The 16,029-nt window shown below is 73.2% G+C and carries 5 protein-coding genes; all 5 read left to right on the top strand.

Going from position 1 to position 16,029, the window contains the following annotated elements:
• On the top strand, positions 1-10,963 hold a 10,963-nt coding region (locus H297_RS43040; protein ID WP_199787294.1), incomplete at its 5' end, for a type I polyketide synthase.
• Positions 10,964-10,979: 16 nt separating this feature from the next.
• Positions 10,980-12,311, top strand: a complete 1,332-nt coding sequence (locus H297_RS39420; protein WP_486589739.1) for a lysine N(6)-hydroxylase/L-ornithine N(5)-oxygenase family protein — start codon at positions 10,980-10,982, stop codon at positions 12,309-12,311.
• 35 nt (positions 12,312-12,346) lie between these two features.
• On the top strand, positions 12,347-13,168 hold the full coding sequence (locus H297_RS0130995; RefSeq protein WP_027740218.1) for a methyltransferase domain-containing protein: 822 nt from the start codon (positions 12,347-12,349) through the stop codon (positions 13,166-13,168).
• A 184-nt stretch (positions 13,169-13,352) separates the two neighbouring features.
• Positions 13,353-14,567 (top strand): homocitrate synthase/isopropylmalate synthase family protein, encoded by a 1,215-nt coding sequence (locus H297_RS39425; protein WP_037795802.1) that lies wholly within the window; start codon positions 13,353-13,355, stop codon positions 14,565-14,567.
• A complete protein-coding gene (gene leuC, locus H297_RS0131005) occupies positions 14,564-16,018 on the top strand; it encodes a 3-isopropylmalate dehydratase large subunit (RefSeq protein WP_106959736.1) in 1,455 nt (484 codons plus the stop codon). The genes H297_RS39425 and leuC overlap by 4 nt, the downstream gene beginning before the upstream one ends.
• Positions 16,019-16,029 lie beyond the last annotated feature (11 nt).

Genomic DNA, 16,029 nt, shown 5'->3' on the forward strand with positions numbered 1-16,029 from the left:
GCGGGGTGAGGTGGCCGAGGCGTTGGCGTCGGTGTCTGCGGAGCATCCGGTGCGGGCGGTCGTGCATGCGGCGGGTGTACTCGACGACGCCCTGATCACCTCCCTCACCCCGGACCGCGTCGACGACGTCCTCCGCGCGAAGGCCGACGCGGCATGGCACCTGCACGAGCTGACCCGTGACCTCGACCTGACCGCGTTCGTCCTGTTCTCCTCGGCGGCCGGCACCCTGGGCAGCGCCGGTCAGGGCAACTACGCGGCGGCCAACGTGTTCCTGGACGCCCTGGCGCAGCACCGCAGGGCGCACGGGCTGCCCGCACACTCGCTCGCCTGGGGGCTGTGGGCGGACCGGTCCGCGCTCACCGGTCAGCTCGACGACCACGAGCGGCAGCGGGTGTCCCGCAGCGGCATCCGCCCGCTGTCCGCGGACGAGGGCCTCGCCATGTTCGACGACGCCCTGGCCCGCGACGAGGCGCTGATCGTGCCGGTGGCCTTCACGGGCGCCGGGCTCCGTGACCGGGGCCGCGGCCCCGTCCCACCGCTGCTGCGCGGACTGATCCGTACGCCGGAACGCCGCACCGTCGACACCGCGGCCACCGGCGGGGACCCGCTGCGCGACAGGCTGGCGGGGCTCGGGGACAGGGACCGCCGCGAAACCGTCCTGGACCTGGTGCGGGCCCACGTGGGCGTCGTCCTGGGCCACGCCACCCCGGAAGCGGTGTCCGCCGAACGGTCCTTCACCGACCTGGGCTTCAGCTCGCTGTCCGCGGTGGAGCTGCGCAACCGGATCAGCTCGGCGACCGGCCTCACCCTGCCCGCCACGCTGGTCTTCGACCACCCCAGCGTCGCAGCGCTCACCGACTTCCTGCTGACGGAACTCGCCGACGACCGTACCCTGTCGTCCCGTTCGGCACCGACGGCCGTGCCGGCGTCCGCCGCGGGCCGCACCACGGCGGACGAACCGATCGCCATCGTGGCGATGAGCTGCCGCTACCCGGGCGGCGTCCGCTCCCCGGAGGACCTGTGGCGGGTGGCGGCCAACGGTCAGGACGTCATCTCCGCCTTCCCCGCCGACCGCGGCTGGGACCTGAACCGCCTCTTCGACCCCGACCGCAGTGTCCGGTCCGCTGCACGGGAGGGCGGCTTCCTCTACGACGTCGCGGACTTCGACGCGGAGTTCTTCGGGATCTCGCCGCGTGAGGCGCTGGCGATGGATCCGCAGCAGCGGCTGCTGCTGGAGACCTCCTGGGAGGCCTTCGAGCGCGCCGGCATCGTGCCGGAAACGCTGCGCGGCAGCCGCACCGGTGTCTTCACGGGCGTGATGACACACGACTACGCGGCACGGCTCCAGGACGACGTGCCCGGCGACCTCGTGGGGTACCTCGGCAACGGCAGCGCAGGCAGCGTGGCCTCCGGGCGCCTGTCGTACACGTTCGGTCTTGAGGGTCCTGCGGTGACGGTGGATACGGCGTGTTCGTCGTCGTTGGTGGCGTTGCATCTGGCGGCGCAGTCGTTGCGTCAGGGGGAGTGTTCGCTGGCGTTGGTGGGTGGTGTGACGGTGATGTCGACGCCTGCTGCGTTTGTCGAGTTCAGTCGTCAGGGTGGGCTGGCGCATGACGGCCGCTGCAAGTCGTATGCGGCGGGTGCGGATGGTACGGGGTGGTCCGAGGGTGTGGGTGTGTTGTTGGTGGAGCGGTTGTCGGATGCGGAGCGCAACGGGCATCGGGTGCTGGCGGTGGTGCGGGGTTCGGCGGTCAACCAGGATGGTGCCTCCAACGGTCTGACCGCACCCAACGGTCCGTCGCAGCAGCGGGTGATCCGGCAGGCGTTGGCGAATGCGCGGGTGGCGGCGTCCGGGGTGGATGTGGTGGAGGGGCATGGTACGGGGACGCGGTTGGGTGATCCGATCGAGGCGCAGGCGTTGTTGGCGACCTATGGTGCGGAGCGGGCGGCGGAGCGCCCGTTGTGGCTGGGTTCGGTGAAGTCGAATCTGGGGCATACGCAGGCGGCTGCGGGTGTGGCGGGTGTCATCAAGATGGTGATGGCGATGCGGCATGGTGTGCTTCCGGCGTCGTTGCATGTGGATGAGCCGTCGCCGCAGGTGGACTGGTCGGCGGGTGGCGTGCGGGTGCTGACGGAGTCGGTGGAGTGGCCGGATGTGGGGCGTCCCCGCCGCGCGGGCGTGTCCTCCTTCGGGGTCAGCGGTACCAACGCCCACGTCATCCTCGAAGCGACCGCCCCCGACGAGAACGCCGCCACTGTGCAGGCCCACTCCGGCAGCGGCGCCCCGGCCATGCCCTGGTTCCTCTCCGCCCGCAGCAGTGCCGCACTACGGGACCGGGCCACCCAACTCCACGGCCTCCTCGACCGGAACCCGCTGGACCTCGCCTACTCCCTGGCGACCACGCGGCCCGCCCTGGAGCAGCGGGCGGCCGTCGTCGCACCGGACCCCGAGGTGCTGGCCGCCGGGCTCGCCGCGCTCGCCGCCGGCGAGGACGCCCCCGGCGTGCTCACCGGCACAGCGCTGCCCCACCACCGGCTGGCCTTCCTCTTCTCCGGGCAGGGCGCCCAGCACGTCGGCATGGGGCGCGCCCTCCACGAGGCCTGCCCCGCGTTCGCCGACGCCTTCGACGCGGCGTGCGCCCAGCTCGACGCGCACCTGGACGTGCCCCTGCACAGCGTCGTCTTCGACGGTGCAGCCGCACTGGACGACACGCTGTGGACCCAGCCCGCCCTGTTCGCCGTCGAGGTCGCGCTCGCCCGGCTCTTCGAGCACTGGGGCCTCACGCCGTCCCGGTTGATCGGGCACTCCGTCGGTGAGTTGGCCGCAGCGCACGTCGCCGGTGTCTTCACCCTGGCTGACGCCTGCGCGCTGGTCGCCGCTCGGGGCCGCCTCATGCAGGAGCTCCCGGCGGGCGGGGCGATGGTCTCGCTCCAGGCCGGGCCCGAGGAGGTGCTGGCCTCGCTCTCCGGCGTCGAACACCTGGTGGGGATCGCCGCCGTCAACGGGCCGTCGGCGACAGTCGTCTCCGGCGACGCCGAGGCGGTCGACCGGCTGGCGGCGCTGTGGGCGGAGCGGGGCAGGCGGACCAAGCGGCTGGCCGTCAGCCACGCGTTCCACTCACCGCTGATGGAGCCGATGCTGGCAGAGTTCGAGCAGGTCGTCCGGGGGCTGCGCCCCGCGGCTCCGACGACACCGCTCGTCTCCGCGGTGACCGGAGAGCTGCTGACCGACGACCAGGCGTGCTCCGTGGAGCACTGGGTCGACCACGTGCGCTCGCCCGTGCGGTTCCTCGACGGAATCCGCACTCTGCACGAGCAGGGGGTGACGACGTATCTGGAGATCGGGCCCGGCGGCGTCCTGACCCCGATGGCGCGGGAGTGCCTCGCCGAGCAGGCGGATGCCGCCGCCGTCGTCCCCACCCTGCGGTCCGGCCGGGACGAGGTCACCGCTGTCCGCACCGCCGTCGCGGCGCTGCACGTCCGGGGCGCCGAGGTGGACCACGCCGCGCTGTTCGCCGGTACCGGGGCGCGCCGCGTGGAACTGCCCACCTACCCGTTCCAGCGGCGGCGGTACTGGCTGGAGCCGGCACAGGCGTCCCGGGCGCCCGTGGCAGAAGGCGGCGTCGAGGACGCCGAGTTCTGGGCGGCGGTCGAGCGCGAGGACGTCACCTCGCTGGCCACGACGCTGCGCCTCGACGCCGAGGCGCTCACCGGGATCGTGCCCGCACTGGAGGCGTGGCGGCGCCGCCGCGACGAGCAGTCCGCGCTCGACGCGCTGCGCTACCAGGAGACCTGGCGCCCCCTGCCGGATGCGGCGTCCGTCACCCTCGGCGGAACGTGGCTCGTGGCCGGCCAGGCGGACACCGCGCTCACCGAGGCGCTGACCACCCACGGAGCGCGGGTGCGTACCGTCGCGCTCGACGACGACCTGGTGGCGCACCTGCGCGCGGCGGCGGACGGCGACGGGATCGCCGGAGTGCTCTGCCCGACGACGGCACCCGGACGTGAGCTGCCGGACCGGCAGCCGTCCCGCTCGCAGCCGGCCGACCGGCAGCATTCCCAGCAGGAGCCGTCGGGGCCGGAAGCACATCTGACGGTGGGCGCCGCGGCAATCCTGCGGTTGCTGGCCGGGCTCGTCGAGGCGGAGGTCAGGGCACCACTGTGGTGCCTGACCTCCGGCGGCGTGACCCTCCAGGCGGCGGGCGGCTCCGTCGACCCCGCGCAGGCCGGGATCTGGGGCCTGGGCCGCGTACTGGCGCTGGAGCACCCCGACCGCTGGGGCGGCCTCGTCGACCTCCCGGACGACGCGGACGAGCGCTGCCGCACGCGCCTGGCGAGCGTGCTCGCCCGGCGCGACGAGGACCAGGTCGCGCTCCGCCCCGCCGGGGCCTTCGCCCGCAGGCTGACCCGTGCCCTGCCCGCGCCCGGCGACGGCGAGCGGCGGCCGTGGAACCCGCACGGCACCGTACTGATCACCGGTGGCAGCGGCGCCCTCGCCGCGCACGTCGCCCGGTACCTCGCGGAACGCGGCGCGCACCACCTCCTGCTGGTCAGCCGCCGCGGCCCGGACGCACCCGGCGCCGAAGCGCTCACAGCCGAACTCACCGGCCTGGGCGCCGTGGTGACCACGGTCGCCTGCGACATCCGCGACCGGGACGCCCTCGGTGACGTCCTGGCATCGGTACCGGCGGAGCACCCCCTCACGGCCGTCGTGCACACCGCCGGTGTCAGCGAGGTGCGAGCGGCAGCCGAGACGGAGCCGTCCGACTTCGCCGCCGTCACCTCGGCGAAGACCGCGGGCGCCGCCCACCTCGACGAACTGCTCGGCGACCGGCCGCTGGACGCCTTCGTGCTGTTCTCCTCGATCGCCGCCACCTGGGGCGCGGGCGGGCAGAGCGCCTACGCGGCCGGCAACGCGTTCCTCGACGGACTCGCCCGGCGCCGGGCGTCCCGCGGCCTCGTCGCCACCTCCCTCGCCTGGGGCGCCTGGGACGGCGAGGGCATCGTCGACGCCGACGGCCTGACCCGGCGCGGCATCCTCCCGATGCCGCCCACCCTGGCGCTGGAGGCCATGACGCGGGCGGTGGAGCACGCCGAGACCACGGTCACCGTCGCCGACGTCGACTGGCACCGGTTCGCCCCGCTGTTCACCGCGGTGCGGCCCGCGCCGCTGCTGGCGGACCTGCCCGAGGTCCGTGCCGCTTCGGACACGGAGGAACCCGGAGCCGGGGCCGAGGCATCCGTCGGGACGGCCGCGGAGTTCGCGGGGCTCCCGGCAGCCCAGCGGCGCCGCGCCCTGCTCGACCTCGTACGGGCCGTGGCGGGCCGGGTCCTCGGACACCCGGACGCCGACTCCGTGGACGCCGGCCGCGCCTTCCAGGAGCTCGGGTTCGACTCGCTGACCGCCATGGAGCTGCGGGACGGTCTCGCGACGGCCACGGGGCTGCGGCTGCCGGCGACGCTGGTCTTCGACTACCCGACGCCCACCGCGCTCGCCGACCACCTGGCCGACCTGCTGGCGGGCGACGGCGGTCGTGCAGCGGGTGCGGACGACTCCGCCGGGGACCGGCCGACCGAGGGCGGGGCGCCCCACGGCGTCGCGGACGAACCGATCGCCATCGTGGGCATGGCCTGCCGCTTCCCCGGCGGCGTACGGTCGCCGGAAGAGCTGTGGCGCATGGTCCACGACGGCGTGGACGCGATCACCCCGTTCCCCGAGGACCGTGGCTGGGACCTGTCCTCGCTGCACGACCCGGACCCCGAGCGGCCGGGCACCTCGTACACGAAGGAGGGCGGATTCCTCACCGGGGCCGGGGACTTCGACGCCGACTTCTTCCGGATCAGTCCCCGCGAGGCGCTGGCGATGGACCCGCAGCAGCGGCTGCTGCTGGAGACCTCCTGGGAGGCCGTCGAGCGCGCCGGAGTCGCCCCCGACACACTGCGGGGCAGCCGCACCGGGGTGTTCGTCGGCACGAACGGGCAGGACTACACGCTGCTGCTGCACGCCTCGGACGAGGACCTGGGCGGTCACGTGGGGACCGGCAACGGCGCCGCCGCGGTCTCCGGACGCATCGCCTACACCTTCGGGCTGGAAGGCCCCGCGATCACCGTCGACACGGCCTGCTCCTCGTCACTGGTGTCGCTGCACCTGGCCTGCAAGGCACTTCAGCGCTCGGAGTGTTCGCTCGCCCTGGCCGGAGGTGCTGCCGTGATGGCGACGCCGGCGGCCTTCGTCGAGTTCAGCCGCCAGCGGGCCCTGGCACCCGACGGCCGCTGCAAGCCGTTCGCGGACGGTGCGGACGGCACCGGCTGGGGCGAGGGCGTGGGCATGCTCGTCCTGGAACGGCTGTCCGACGCGCGCCGCAACGGTCACCGGGTGCTGGCCGTGGTGCGCGGCAGCTCCGTCAACCAGGACGGGGCCAGCAGCGGCTTCTCGGCACCCAACGGGCCCGCCCAGCAGCGGGTGATCCGCAGCGCGCTCGCCGAAGCCGGACTCCGCGGCGGGGACGTGGACGCCGTGGAGGCGCACGGTACCGGCACCTCGCTGGGCGACCCCATCGAGGCCCAGGCGGTGCTGGCCACCTACGGGCAGCACCGTGAGGAGCCGCTGTGGCTCGGTTCGGTCAAGTCCAACATCGGGCACACGCAGGCCGCCGCGGGCGTCGCCGGGGTCATCAAGATGGTGGAGGCGATGCGGAACGGCGTCCTGCCCGCGACGCTCCACGTGGACGAGCCGTCCGCACACGTCGACTGGTCGGCCGGGGCGGTCCGGGTACTGACCGGCACCGTCGCGTGGCCCCGGAAGGACCGGGCACGTCGCGCGGGCGTCTCCGCGTTCGGCGTGACCGGCACCAACGCGCACGTGATCCTCGAACAGCCCACGACCGGGGAACGCGGACGCGGGGAAGAAGCACCGCAGGGCGGGGCGGGTGAAGACGCCGGGATCGGCGGCGTGGCCGGTGACGACGGTTCCCGGGCGCCGACGGTGGTCCCCTGGGTGCTCTCGGCACGCTCCGAGGCCGCACTGCACGACCAGGCCGCCAGGCTGCTGTCCGCCGTCACGCACGGCACGGCGGTCGGGGCCGCGGACGACGGCACCCCGAGCGCCCTCGACGTCGGCCACAGTCTGGCGGCGGCCAGGGCGACGCTGGAACACCGCAGGGTGCTGCTCGGCGCCGACCGTGCCGAGTTGATGCGCACCTTGGCCGAGGGAGGCGGCGTCACCGGACGGGCCACCGCTCAGGCGCGGGTCGTCTTCGTCTTCCCCGGCCAGGGCGCCCAGTGGATCGGCATGGCAGACGACCTGATGAGGACGTCACCGGTCTTCGCCGCCCGCATGCGGGAGTGCGCGGCGGCCCTGAGCCCGTACGTCGACTGGTCGCTGTGCGACGTGCTCGCTGACGCCGAGGCGCTGGCGAGGGTCGACGTGGTGCAGTGCGTGCTGTTCGCGGTGCTGGTGTCGCTGGCCGAGGCGTGGCGCGCGCTGGGCGTCGAACCCGCCGCCGTCGTCGGCCACTCGCAGGGCGAGATCGCCGCGGCCTGCGTCGCCGGGGCCCTCAGCCTCCAGGACGCCGCCCGCGTGGTGGCGCTGCGCAGTCGCGCGCTGGTCCGGCTCGCCGGCAGCGGTGGCATGGTGTCGGTCGCGCTGTCCGCCGAGCGGGCCGAGGCGCTGCTGGCACGCTGGGAAGGGCGCCTCTCTCTGGCAGCGGTCAACGGGCCGGCCTCCGTCGTGGTCTCGGGCGACCGGCAGGCCGTGGACGAGCTGCTGACGGAGGCGCACCGGCAGGGCATCCGCGTCCGTGAGGTCGATGTCGACTACGCCTCCCACTCGGACCAGGTCGAGGCCGTACGGTATGAACTGCTCACCGCGCTGCGGGACATCCAGCCGCGCGCGGCCGGTGTCCCGGTGTACTCCACCGTCACCGGACAGCCGGCCGACACGACGACGTGGGGACCCGAGTACTGGTACCGGAACCTGCGCGGCACGGTGCGCTTCGAGGCAGCCGTGCGGGCCGCGCTGGGGGCGGGAGCCACCTGCTTCATCGAGGTCAGCCCGCACCCCGTGCTGTCCGGCGGCGTGCAGGAGACCATCGACGACGCGGAACGCCCCGCCGTCGCCGTGGGCACCCTGCGCCGCGACGAGGGCGGCATGCGACGTTTCCTCACCGCCGCAGCCGAGGCGTTCGCACACGGTGTCCCCGTCCGGTGGCAGGAGGTGTTCAGCACAACCGGCGCCCGGCACACCGATCTGCCGACCTACGCGTTCCAGCACACCCGCTACTGGCTGCGGCCCGCCGCGCGGCCCGCGACCGACCCCGCCGGGCTCGGCATGGCGGGGGCCGGCCACCCGTTCCTCGGGGCCGCCGTCGAACTCCCCGCCAGTGACGGGTACGTGTGCGTGGGCCGGATCACCCGGCACGGCTCGGCGTGGTTCGCCGACCACGAACTCCGCGGCGAGACCACGCTGCCGCACAGCACGTTCGTGGAGCTGGCCCTGCACGCGGGCGGCGAGGTGGGCGCGGACCACCTGGCCGAGCTCACCGTCGAGGCACCGCTGACCCTCCCCGAGGAGGCGGGTGTGCGGCTACAGGTCGAGGTCGGCGGTCCGGATGCGGCCGGTGCCCGCGCCGTCACGGTGCACGCCCGGCCCGACACGGACGACGCCGCGTGGACGACGCATGCGCGCGGCCTGTTGGCGCGCGCCCCGCGCGGTGACACGTCGCAGAGGCACCCCGCACCTCCAGCAGACAGCACCGACATCGACCTGGACGGCCTCTACGACAGGTTCGCCGCAGGCGGCGTGGGCTACGGACCCGCCTACCAGGCCCTGCGCGGGGTACGCCGGTCGGGCGGCGAGGTCTTCGCGGAGGTCGCCCTGCTGCCCGACACCGAGACCACCGGATACGGCACCCACCCGGTACTGCTGGACGCCGCCCTGCACGCCGTGCGGCTCACCGACGACGCCGGCAGCGTCCTGGCTCCGGTGTCGTGGCGCGGGGTGACACGTCATGCGGTCGGCGCCACCGCCGGACGCGTGCGGTTGACCCCCACGGGATCCGACGCGTACGCGATGGTGGTCGCCGACGAGTCCGGCCGCGCCGTGCTGACAGCCGAGGCGGTGACGCTGCGCCCGCTGCCCGCCGCCCGGCCGGACACCGGGGAGGCGCTGCGGCGCAACGGCCTGTTCCGACTCGACTGGCTCCCGGTGGCCGAGCCCGCCGCCTCCCCCTCGGGAGGTTGGGCCGTGCTGGGAGACGGCGCCGCACTCCTCGGCCCTGACCACGCGGACCTCGACGCCTACCCGGACATGGCGGCGCTCCGCGCGGCGCCCGCCGTGCCCGAGGTCGTCCTGGCGCCCGTCACCGGCTGCGGGGACGACGTCCACGCCACCGTCCGGCGGGCCCTTGAGGTGGTGTCCTCGTGGTCGGCCTGGGAACGGGCGGCCGGAGCCAAGCTCGTCGTGCTCACCCGGGGCGCGGTCTCCACCGCCTCCGGTGAGGACGTGAGGGACCTCGCGGCGGCCGCAGTCTGGGGCCTGGTGCGCTCCGCACAGTCGGAGGAGCCGGAGCGGATCGTGCTCCTGGACACGGCGCAACCGCCGACGCGTGAAGTCCTCGCCGCTGCTCTCGCCTCGGGCGAGCCCCAGCTCGCCGTCCGCGACGGGGGACTGCGGGTGCCCCGTCTGGCACGTGCGACCGCCCCCGCGGCGGGGGAGGGGGTGCGGTTCGATCCCGAGGGCACGGTGGTGGTGACTGGTGGGACGGGTGTGCTGGGTGGGTTGGTGGTGCGGCATCTGGTCGAGGTGCATGGTGTGCGGCATTTGTTGTTGTTGAGTCGTCGTGGGGGTGTGGCGCCCGAGGTGGGTGCGGGTGTGGATGTGGTGGTGCGGGCGTGTGATGTGGGGGTGCGGGGTGAGGTGGCCGAGGCGTTGGCGTCGGTGTCTGCGGAGCATCCGGTGCGGGCGGTCGTGCATGCGGCGGGTGTACTCGACGACGCCCTGACCGGCTCCCTCACCCCGGAGGCACTCACCCGGGTGCTGAAGCCGAAGGCCGACGGCGCACACCACCTGCACGAGCTGACCCGCGACCTCGACCTGACCGCGTTCGTCCTGTTCTCCGCGGCGGCCGGCACCCTGGGCAACCCGGGTCAGGGCAACTACGCGGCGGCCAACGCCTACTTGGACGCCCTGGCGCAGCACCGCAGGGCGCACGGGCTGCCCGCACAGTCCCTCGCGTGGGGCCTGTGGGCCGAGGCGACCGGAATGACGGGGCACCTCGACGCCGCCGAACTCGAACAGGTCGCACGGACCGGCGTCCTGCCGCTCGCCTCGGAGGACGGCCTGCACCTGTTCGACCTGGCCATGGAGAGCGGCGGCGCCACCATGGTGCCGATGCTGCTGGACACGGCGGCGCTCCGGGCCCGGTCCGCCTCCGAGCCGCCGCACCCGCTGTTCACCGGGCTCGTCCGCGGGCCGGTACGGCACGCCTCCGGACCGGCCCGCACCGTGGAGCAGGGGGAGACGATGGCCGAACGCCTGGCGGGGGCGCCGGAGGAGGAGCGGGACCGGGTGGCCCTCGACATGGTGCGGACCGCGACGGCGACGCTGCTCGGCCACCCCGGCCCGGAGAAGGTGGAGCCGGACCGGACGTTCGTCGAGCTGGGCATGGACTCGCTCGGCTCCGTACGGCTGCGCAACCAGCTCGCCGCGGTCTGCGGGGTGCACCTGCCCGCAAGCATGATCTTCGACCACCCCACTCCGGTGGCCCTCGCGGCCCATCTGCGCTCCCTGGTCGCGCCGCCCGTCGGCGAGGACGTCCCCGAGGACGTGAGCGCTGCCCTTCTGGTTCTGGAGGAGCTGAACAAACTGCAAGACACCGTTACGGCGTTGCCTGCCGACAGCGCGCCGCGCGTGCGGATCAACACGCTGCTGCGCACGCTGACGTCCAAGTGGGGGACCGACTGACATGGGGGAAGAGAACGTGTCCGTACACGAGACGCCGCAGGTCGTGGATGTCGCCGGGGTCGGCTTCGGGCCGTCCAACCTGGCGCTGGCCATCGCGCTGCGGGAACTGGGCGACGGTGACGACGCGGCACCGAGCGCGGCCTTCTTCGAACGCGGGCCGGCCTTCGGCTGGCACCGCGGCATGCTGATCGACGACGCGACGATGCAGATCTCCTTCCTCAAGGATCTCGTCACCCTGCGCAACCCCACGAGCCCGTTCAGCTTTCTGTGTTACCTCCACGACCGCGGCCGTCTCGCCGACTTCGTCAACCACCAGATCCTCGTGCCCTCCCGGGCCGAGTTCCACGACTACCTGGCCTGGGCCGCGGGGCGCGTGCCCGAGATGGTCAGCTACGGCAGCGAAGTGGTCGGCATCCGGCCGGTGTCCGGCGACGGCGTCGTCGACTGCCTCGAACTGCTGATCCGCGACACGGCGGACCCGGCGCTGACGCGGACCTGTCTGGCCCGTAACGTCGTCCTGGCCACCGGTCTGCGGCCCGCGCTGCCCGACGGCATCGAACAGTCCGACCGCGTCTGGCACAGCTCCGCGTATCTGCACCGGCTCGCGGAGCTGCCCCCGGCACCGGAGCGCAGCTTCACCGTGGTGGGGGCGGGCCAGAGCGCCGCCGAGATCACCAACGACCTGATGGGCAGGTTCCCCGACGCCCGTATCCACGCGGTCTACTCCCGCTACGGCTACAGCGTCGCCGACGACAGCCCGTTCGCGAACCGCATCTTCGACTCCGAGGCGGTGGACGACTACTACCTCGCCTCTCCCGAGATCCGGCAGTCCCTGATGCGGTACCACGGCAACGCCAACTACTCGGTGGTCGACCTCGATCTCATCAAGGAGCTCTACCGCCGCCAGTACCAGGAGAAGATCGCCGGCGTCGACCGGCTGCGTGTCGCGAACGTCTCCCGTGTCCGCGGGGTCACCGCCTCGGCGGACGGGGTGGAGACGGAGGTCGAGTTCCTGCCCACCGGCGAGACCGAGGCCCTCAAGTCGGATGTCGTCATCTTCGCCACCGGCTATCATCCAGCCGACCCGCTGCCGCTGCTGGGCGAGTTGAGCGACTTCGTCGAGCTGGACGACGACGGACTGGTGCGCGTCGACCGCGACTACCGGGTCACCGCCTCCGACAAGCTCGCCTGCGGCATCTACCTGCAAGGCGCGACCGAGCACACCCACGGCATCTCGTCGAGCCTGCTGTCCATGACCGCCCTGCGTGCCGGGGAGATCGCCGCGTCCCTGCGGGCGGAACGAGACGGACACGACCCCGGAACGCCCGCGGCACCCGACGCCCGGTGAGTGCCGATTCAGACATGCGCAACGAGGAGGAACACATGAGCGCCAACGAGACGGTGCCCGGCACCACCCTGCCGCAGTTGGACTACTACGAGCTGGTGGGCCCGATGCTGCGCCGCGAGTGGGACGACAACTTCCACTTCGCCTACTGGCTCGGGCCCGACGACGAGGCCACCGTCGAGGAGGCGACCGACCGGTTCACGGACCTGCTGATCCCGAAGCTGGAGGCGGGCACCGGCAAGCGGGTGCTCGACGTCGGCTGCGGCCTCGGCAAGCCGGCCGTCCGCGTCGCCAGGGCCACCGGTGCCGCCGTGCTCGGCATCACCATCAGCCCCTACCAGATCGGCCTGGCCACCGAGCGTGCCAAGGCCGAAGGTCTCACCGGGCAGGTCGAGTTCCAGCAGGCCGACGGGACGGACATGCCCTTCGACGACGGCTCGTTCGACGCCGTACTCGCCTTCGAGTCGATCGTGCACATGGACCGGCGCCGGGCGCTCGCCGAGATGGCCCGCGTCGTCGCCCCGGGCGGGCGCGTGGTCCTGACCGACCTGTTCGACCGGGAGGACGTCAGCGACGAGGAGGCCGCTGAGCGGGCCGGGCGGCCCGGCGCGCTGCCCCGGCTGGCCGACTACACCGCCCTGCTGAGCGAGTGCGGGCTGGTGGCCGACGAGATCACCGACATCTCCCGCAACGTGAGCCCTTCCTTCACGATGATGAACGACATCACCGTCGCCAACAAGGACGAACTGGCGAAGCTGTTCGGCTTCACGCCGGAGCAGTCGGCGGAGGCGGAGAGCATGGTCGGCCAGATGACCGGCGAGCTCGGCTGCGTCCTTCTCGTGGCGCACCGCGCGGCCTGAACACACTCTTCCGGGCACGCCCGAGCACCGGCGGACGTGCACCGGAGGAGTGTCGGAACGCGCCTCCGAGGAGGAAAGGGGCCCGGTTCGGCGCGGTGGGACAGGAACAGCGACGCCGGGAGCCCCGTCACGGACCCCGGCGCACCGACACAGATTTCCGGCTGGACGGGAACGGAGTGCATGTATGGCACAACAAGAGATTCCTCGGCTGCGCAGGATCTCCGTCTTCGACGCGACTCTCCGGGACGGTGAACAGGCGCCGGGCAACGCGATGACCCCCCGCCAGAAGACCGCGCTGGCACTGGAGGCGGAGGCCTACGGGGCGGACACCATCGAGGCGGGCTTCCCCGGCTCCTCCCCCGAGGACTACGAGGCCACCCGGCTCGTCGCCGAGACCGTGCGCCCCACCACGCGCTTCGCCACCTTCAACCGTGCGTTCCGCGAGGACGTGCGGCTGTCGATGGAGGCGGGCGGCGCACGCCCCAACCACCAGGTGCAGATCTGCGGTACGGGCAGCGACCTGCACCTGGAGTACAAGCGCGGCATCACCCGCCGCGAAGCGGTCGAAGAGGCCAAGGACGCGATCGCCTACGCCCACTCCCTCGGCGCCCAGGACATCTCCTTCGGCGTCGAGGACGCCAGCCGGGGCGAGAAGGACCTGATCGAGGCGCTCGTCACCGGGGCACTGGAAGCCGGTGTCACCACCGTCATCCTGGCCGACACCACCGGCTGCGCGACCCCGCAGGAGTACGGGGACCTGTGCGCCATGGTCCACTCCTGGCTCCCGAACGACGTGAAACTGGCCACCCACTGCCACGACGACCTCGGCCTGTCCCTGGCCAACGCGCTGGCGGGCATCCAGGCGGGCGCGAGCGAGGTTCAGGCCACGCTGGCCGGCATCGGCGAACGCGCGGGCAACACCCCGCTGGAGGAGCTCGCCGCGACACTGGCGTACAAGAGCGAACAGTTCGGCGCGACGACCGGCATCAAGCTGGAGCGGCTCTACGAGGCCTTCCGGAAGCTGTCGGACGTCATCTCCATGCCGCCGCTGCGCAACAAGGCGGTCCTCGGTGACAACGCCTTCGCCACCGAGGCCGGCATCCACCAGAACGGCATCCTGAAGAACCCGGCGACCTACGAGTTCATCAACCCCGAACGCTTCGACCGCAAGCGCTCGCTGCTGGTCGGCCGCCACTCCGGCCGGGCCGTCTTCCGCTATGTGCTCGAACAGCTCGGCAGAGAGCCCGACGACGCACTGGTGGACCGGCTCTACACGGAGTACGTCACCGCACGACCGGACGGCCGGTGCGACGAACTCGACACGGTCCGGGAACGGCTGGCCGCCGACTTCGGCATCGCCGGCGCGAACATACCCGTGGGGGAGGACAGCCACCGATGACGGACCCGAACCCGGGACCGGCGACACCACCGGCACCACCGAAGGACCGCCCCAGGACCCTGGTCGAGAAGATCTGGGACGGCCACCGCGTGTCAGGCGGCCCCGCGACGGGGCCGGACCTGCTCTACGTCGACCTGCACCTGGTGCACGAGGCCACCTCGGCGCAGGCGTTCGACGGGCTGCGGCTCGCCCGGCGGCCGGTCCGCAGACCCGAGCTGACGCTCGCCGTCGAGGACCACAACGTGCCCACCGACAGCCTGGTCATCACCGACCCGGTCAGCGTGGAGCAGGTCACCACAGTGCGCCGCAACTGCGCCGAGCACGGCATCGAACTCTTCCGGCACGGCGACGGCCAACAGGGCATCGTGCACGTGGTCGGTCCCGAACTCGGCGCCGTCCAGCCGGGCATGACCGTGGTGTGCGGCGACAGCCACACCTCGACGCACGGGGCGTTCGGCGCCCTCGCCTTCGGCATCGGCACCAGCGACGTCGAGCACGTGCTCGCCACCCAGACCCTGGCGCTGGAACGCCCCCGCACCATGGCCGTCGACTTCGTCGGCGAGCCCGCTCCGGACGTCACCGCCAAGGACCTGATGCTCACCCTGCTCGCGCGCATCGGTGCGAACGGTGCGCACGGCCACGTCCTGGAGTACCGCGGCCCCGCGGTCAGCTCGCTCTCCATGGAGGGCCGGATGACCATGTGCAACCTCAGCATCGAGGCGGGGGCGCGGGCCGGTCTGGTCGCACCGGACGAAACCACCCTCGCCTACCTCGCCGACCGCCCTCGCCGTCCGAGGGGCCGGGCCTGGCAGGACGCGGTGGCGTACTGGCAAACCATGCGCTCCGACCCGGACGCAGTCTTCGACCGCACCGTGACCGTCGACGTCAGCGGGCTGACCCCCGTGGTCACCTGGGGCACCAACCCCGGCCAGGCCGTGCCCCTGCACGCGCGCGTGCCGGACCCGGAGGCGTGCACCGACCCCGCCGAGCAGGCCGCCGCCCGCCGCGCACTGGACTACATGGGCCTCGCCCCCGGGACCGCGATGCGCGACATCCAGGTCGACACCGTCTTCCTGGGGTCCTGCACCAACGGCCGACTGGAGGACCTGCGCGCGGCGGCCGAGGTGCTCCGCGGCCGGAGCGTCTCGGACCAGGTGCAGATGCTGGTCGTGCCCGGCTCCATGCAGGTGCGCGAACAGGCCGAGAAGGAGGGACTGCACGAGGTGTTCACCGCCGCGGGCGCCGAGTGGCGGTTCTCCGGCTGCTCCATGTGCCTGGGCATGAACGCCGACCGGCTCCCCGGCCGGCAGCGCTGTGCCTCGACGTCCAACCGCAACTACGAGGGACGGCAGGGGCGCACCGCGCGCACCCACCTGGTGTCCCCGGCCGTGGCGGCGGCGACCGCCGTCACCGGCCGTCTCGCCGCGCCGTCCGACCTGGCGAGCCGGTGACCGACCAGAGC

The sequence above is a fragment of the Streptomyces sp. CNT360 genome (assembly GCF_000424785.1).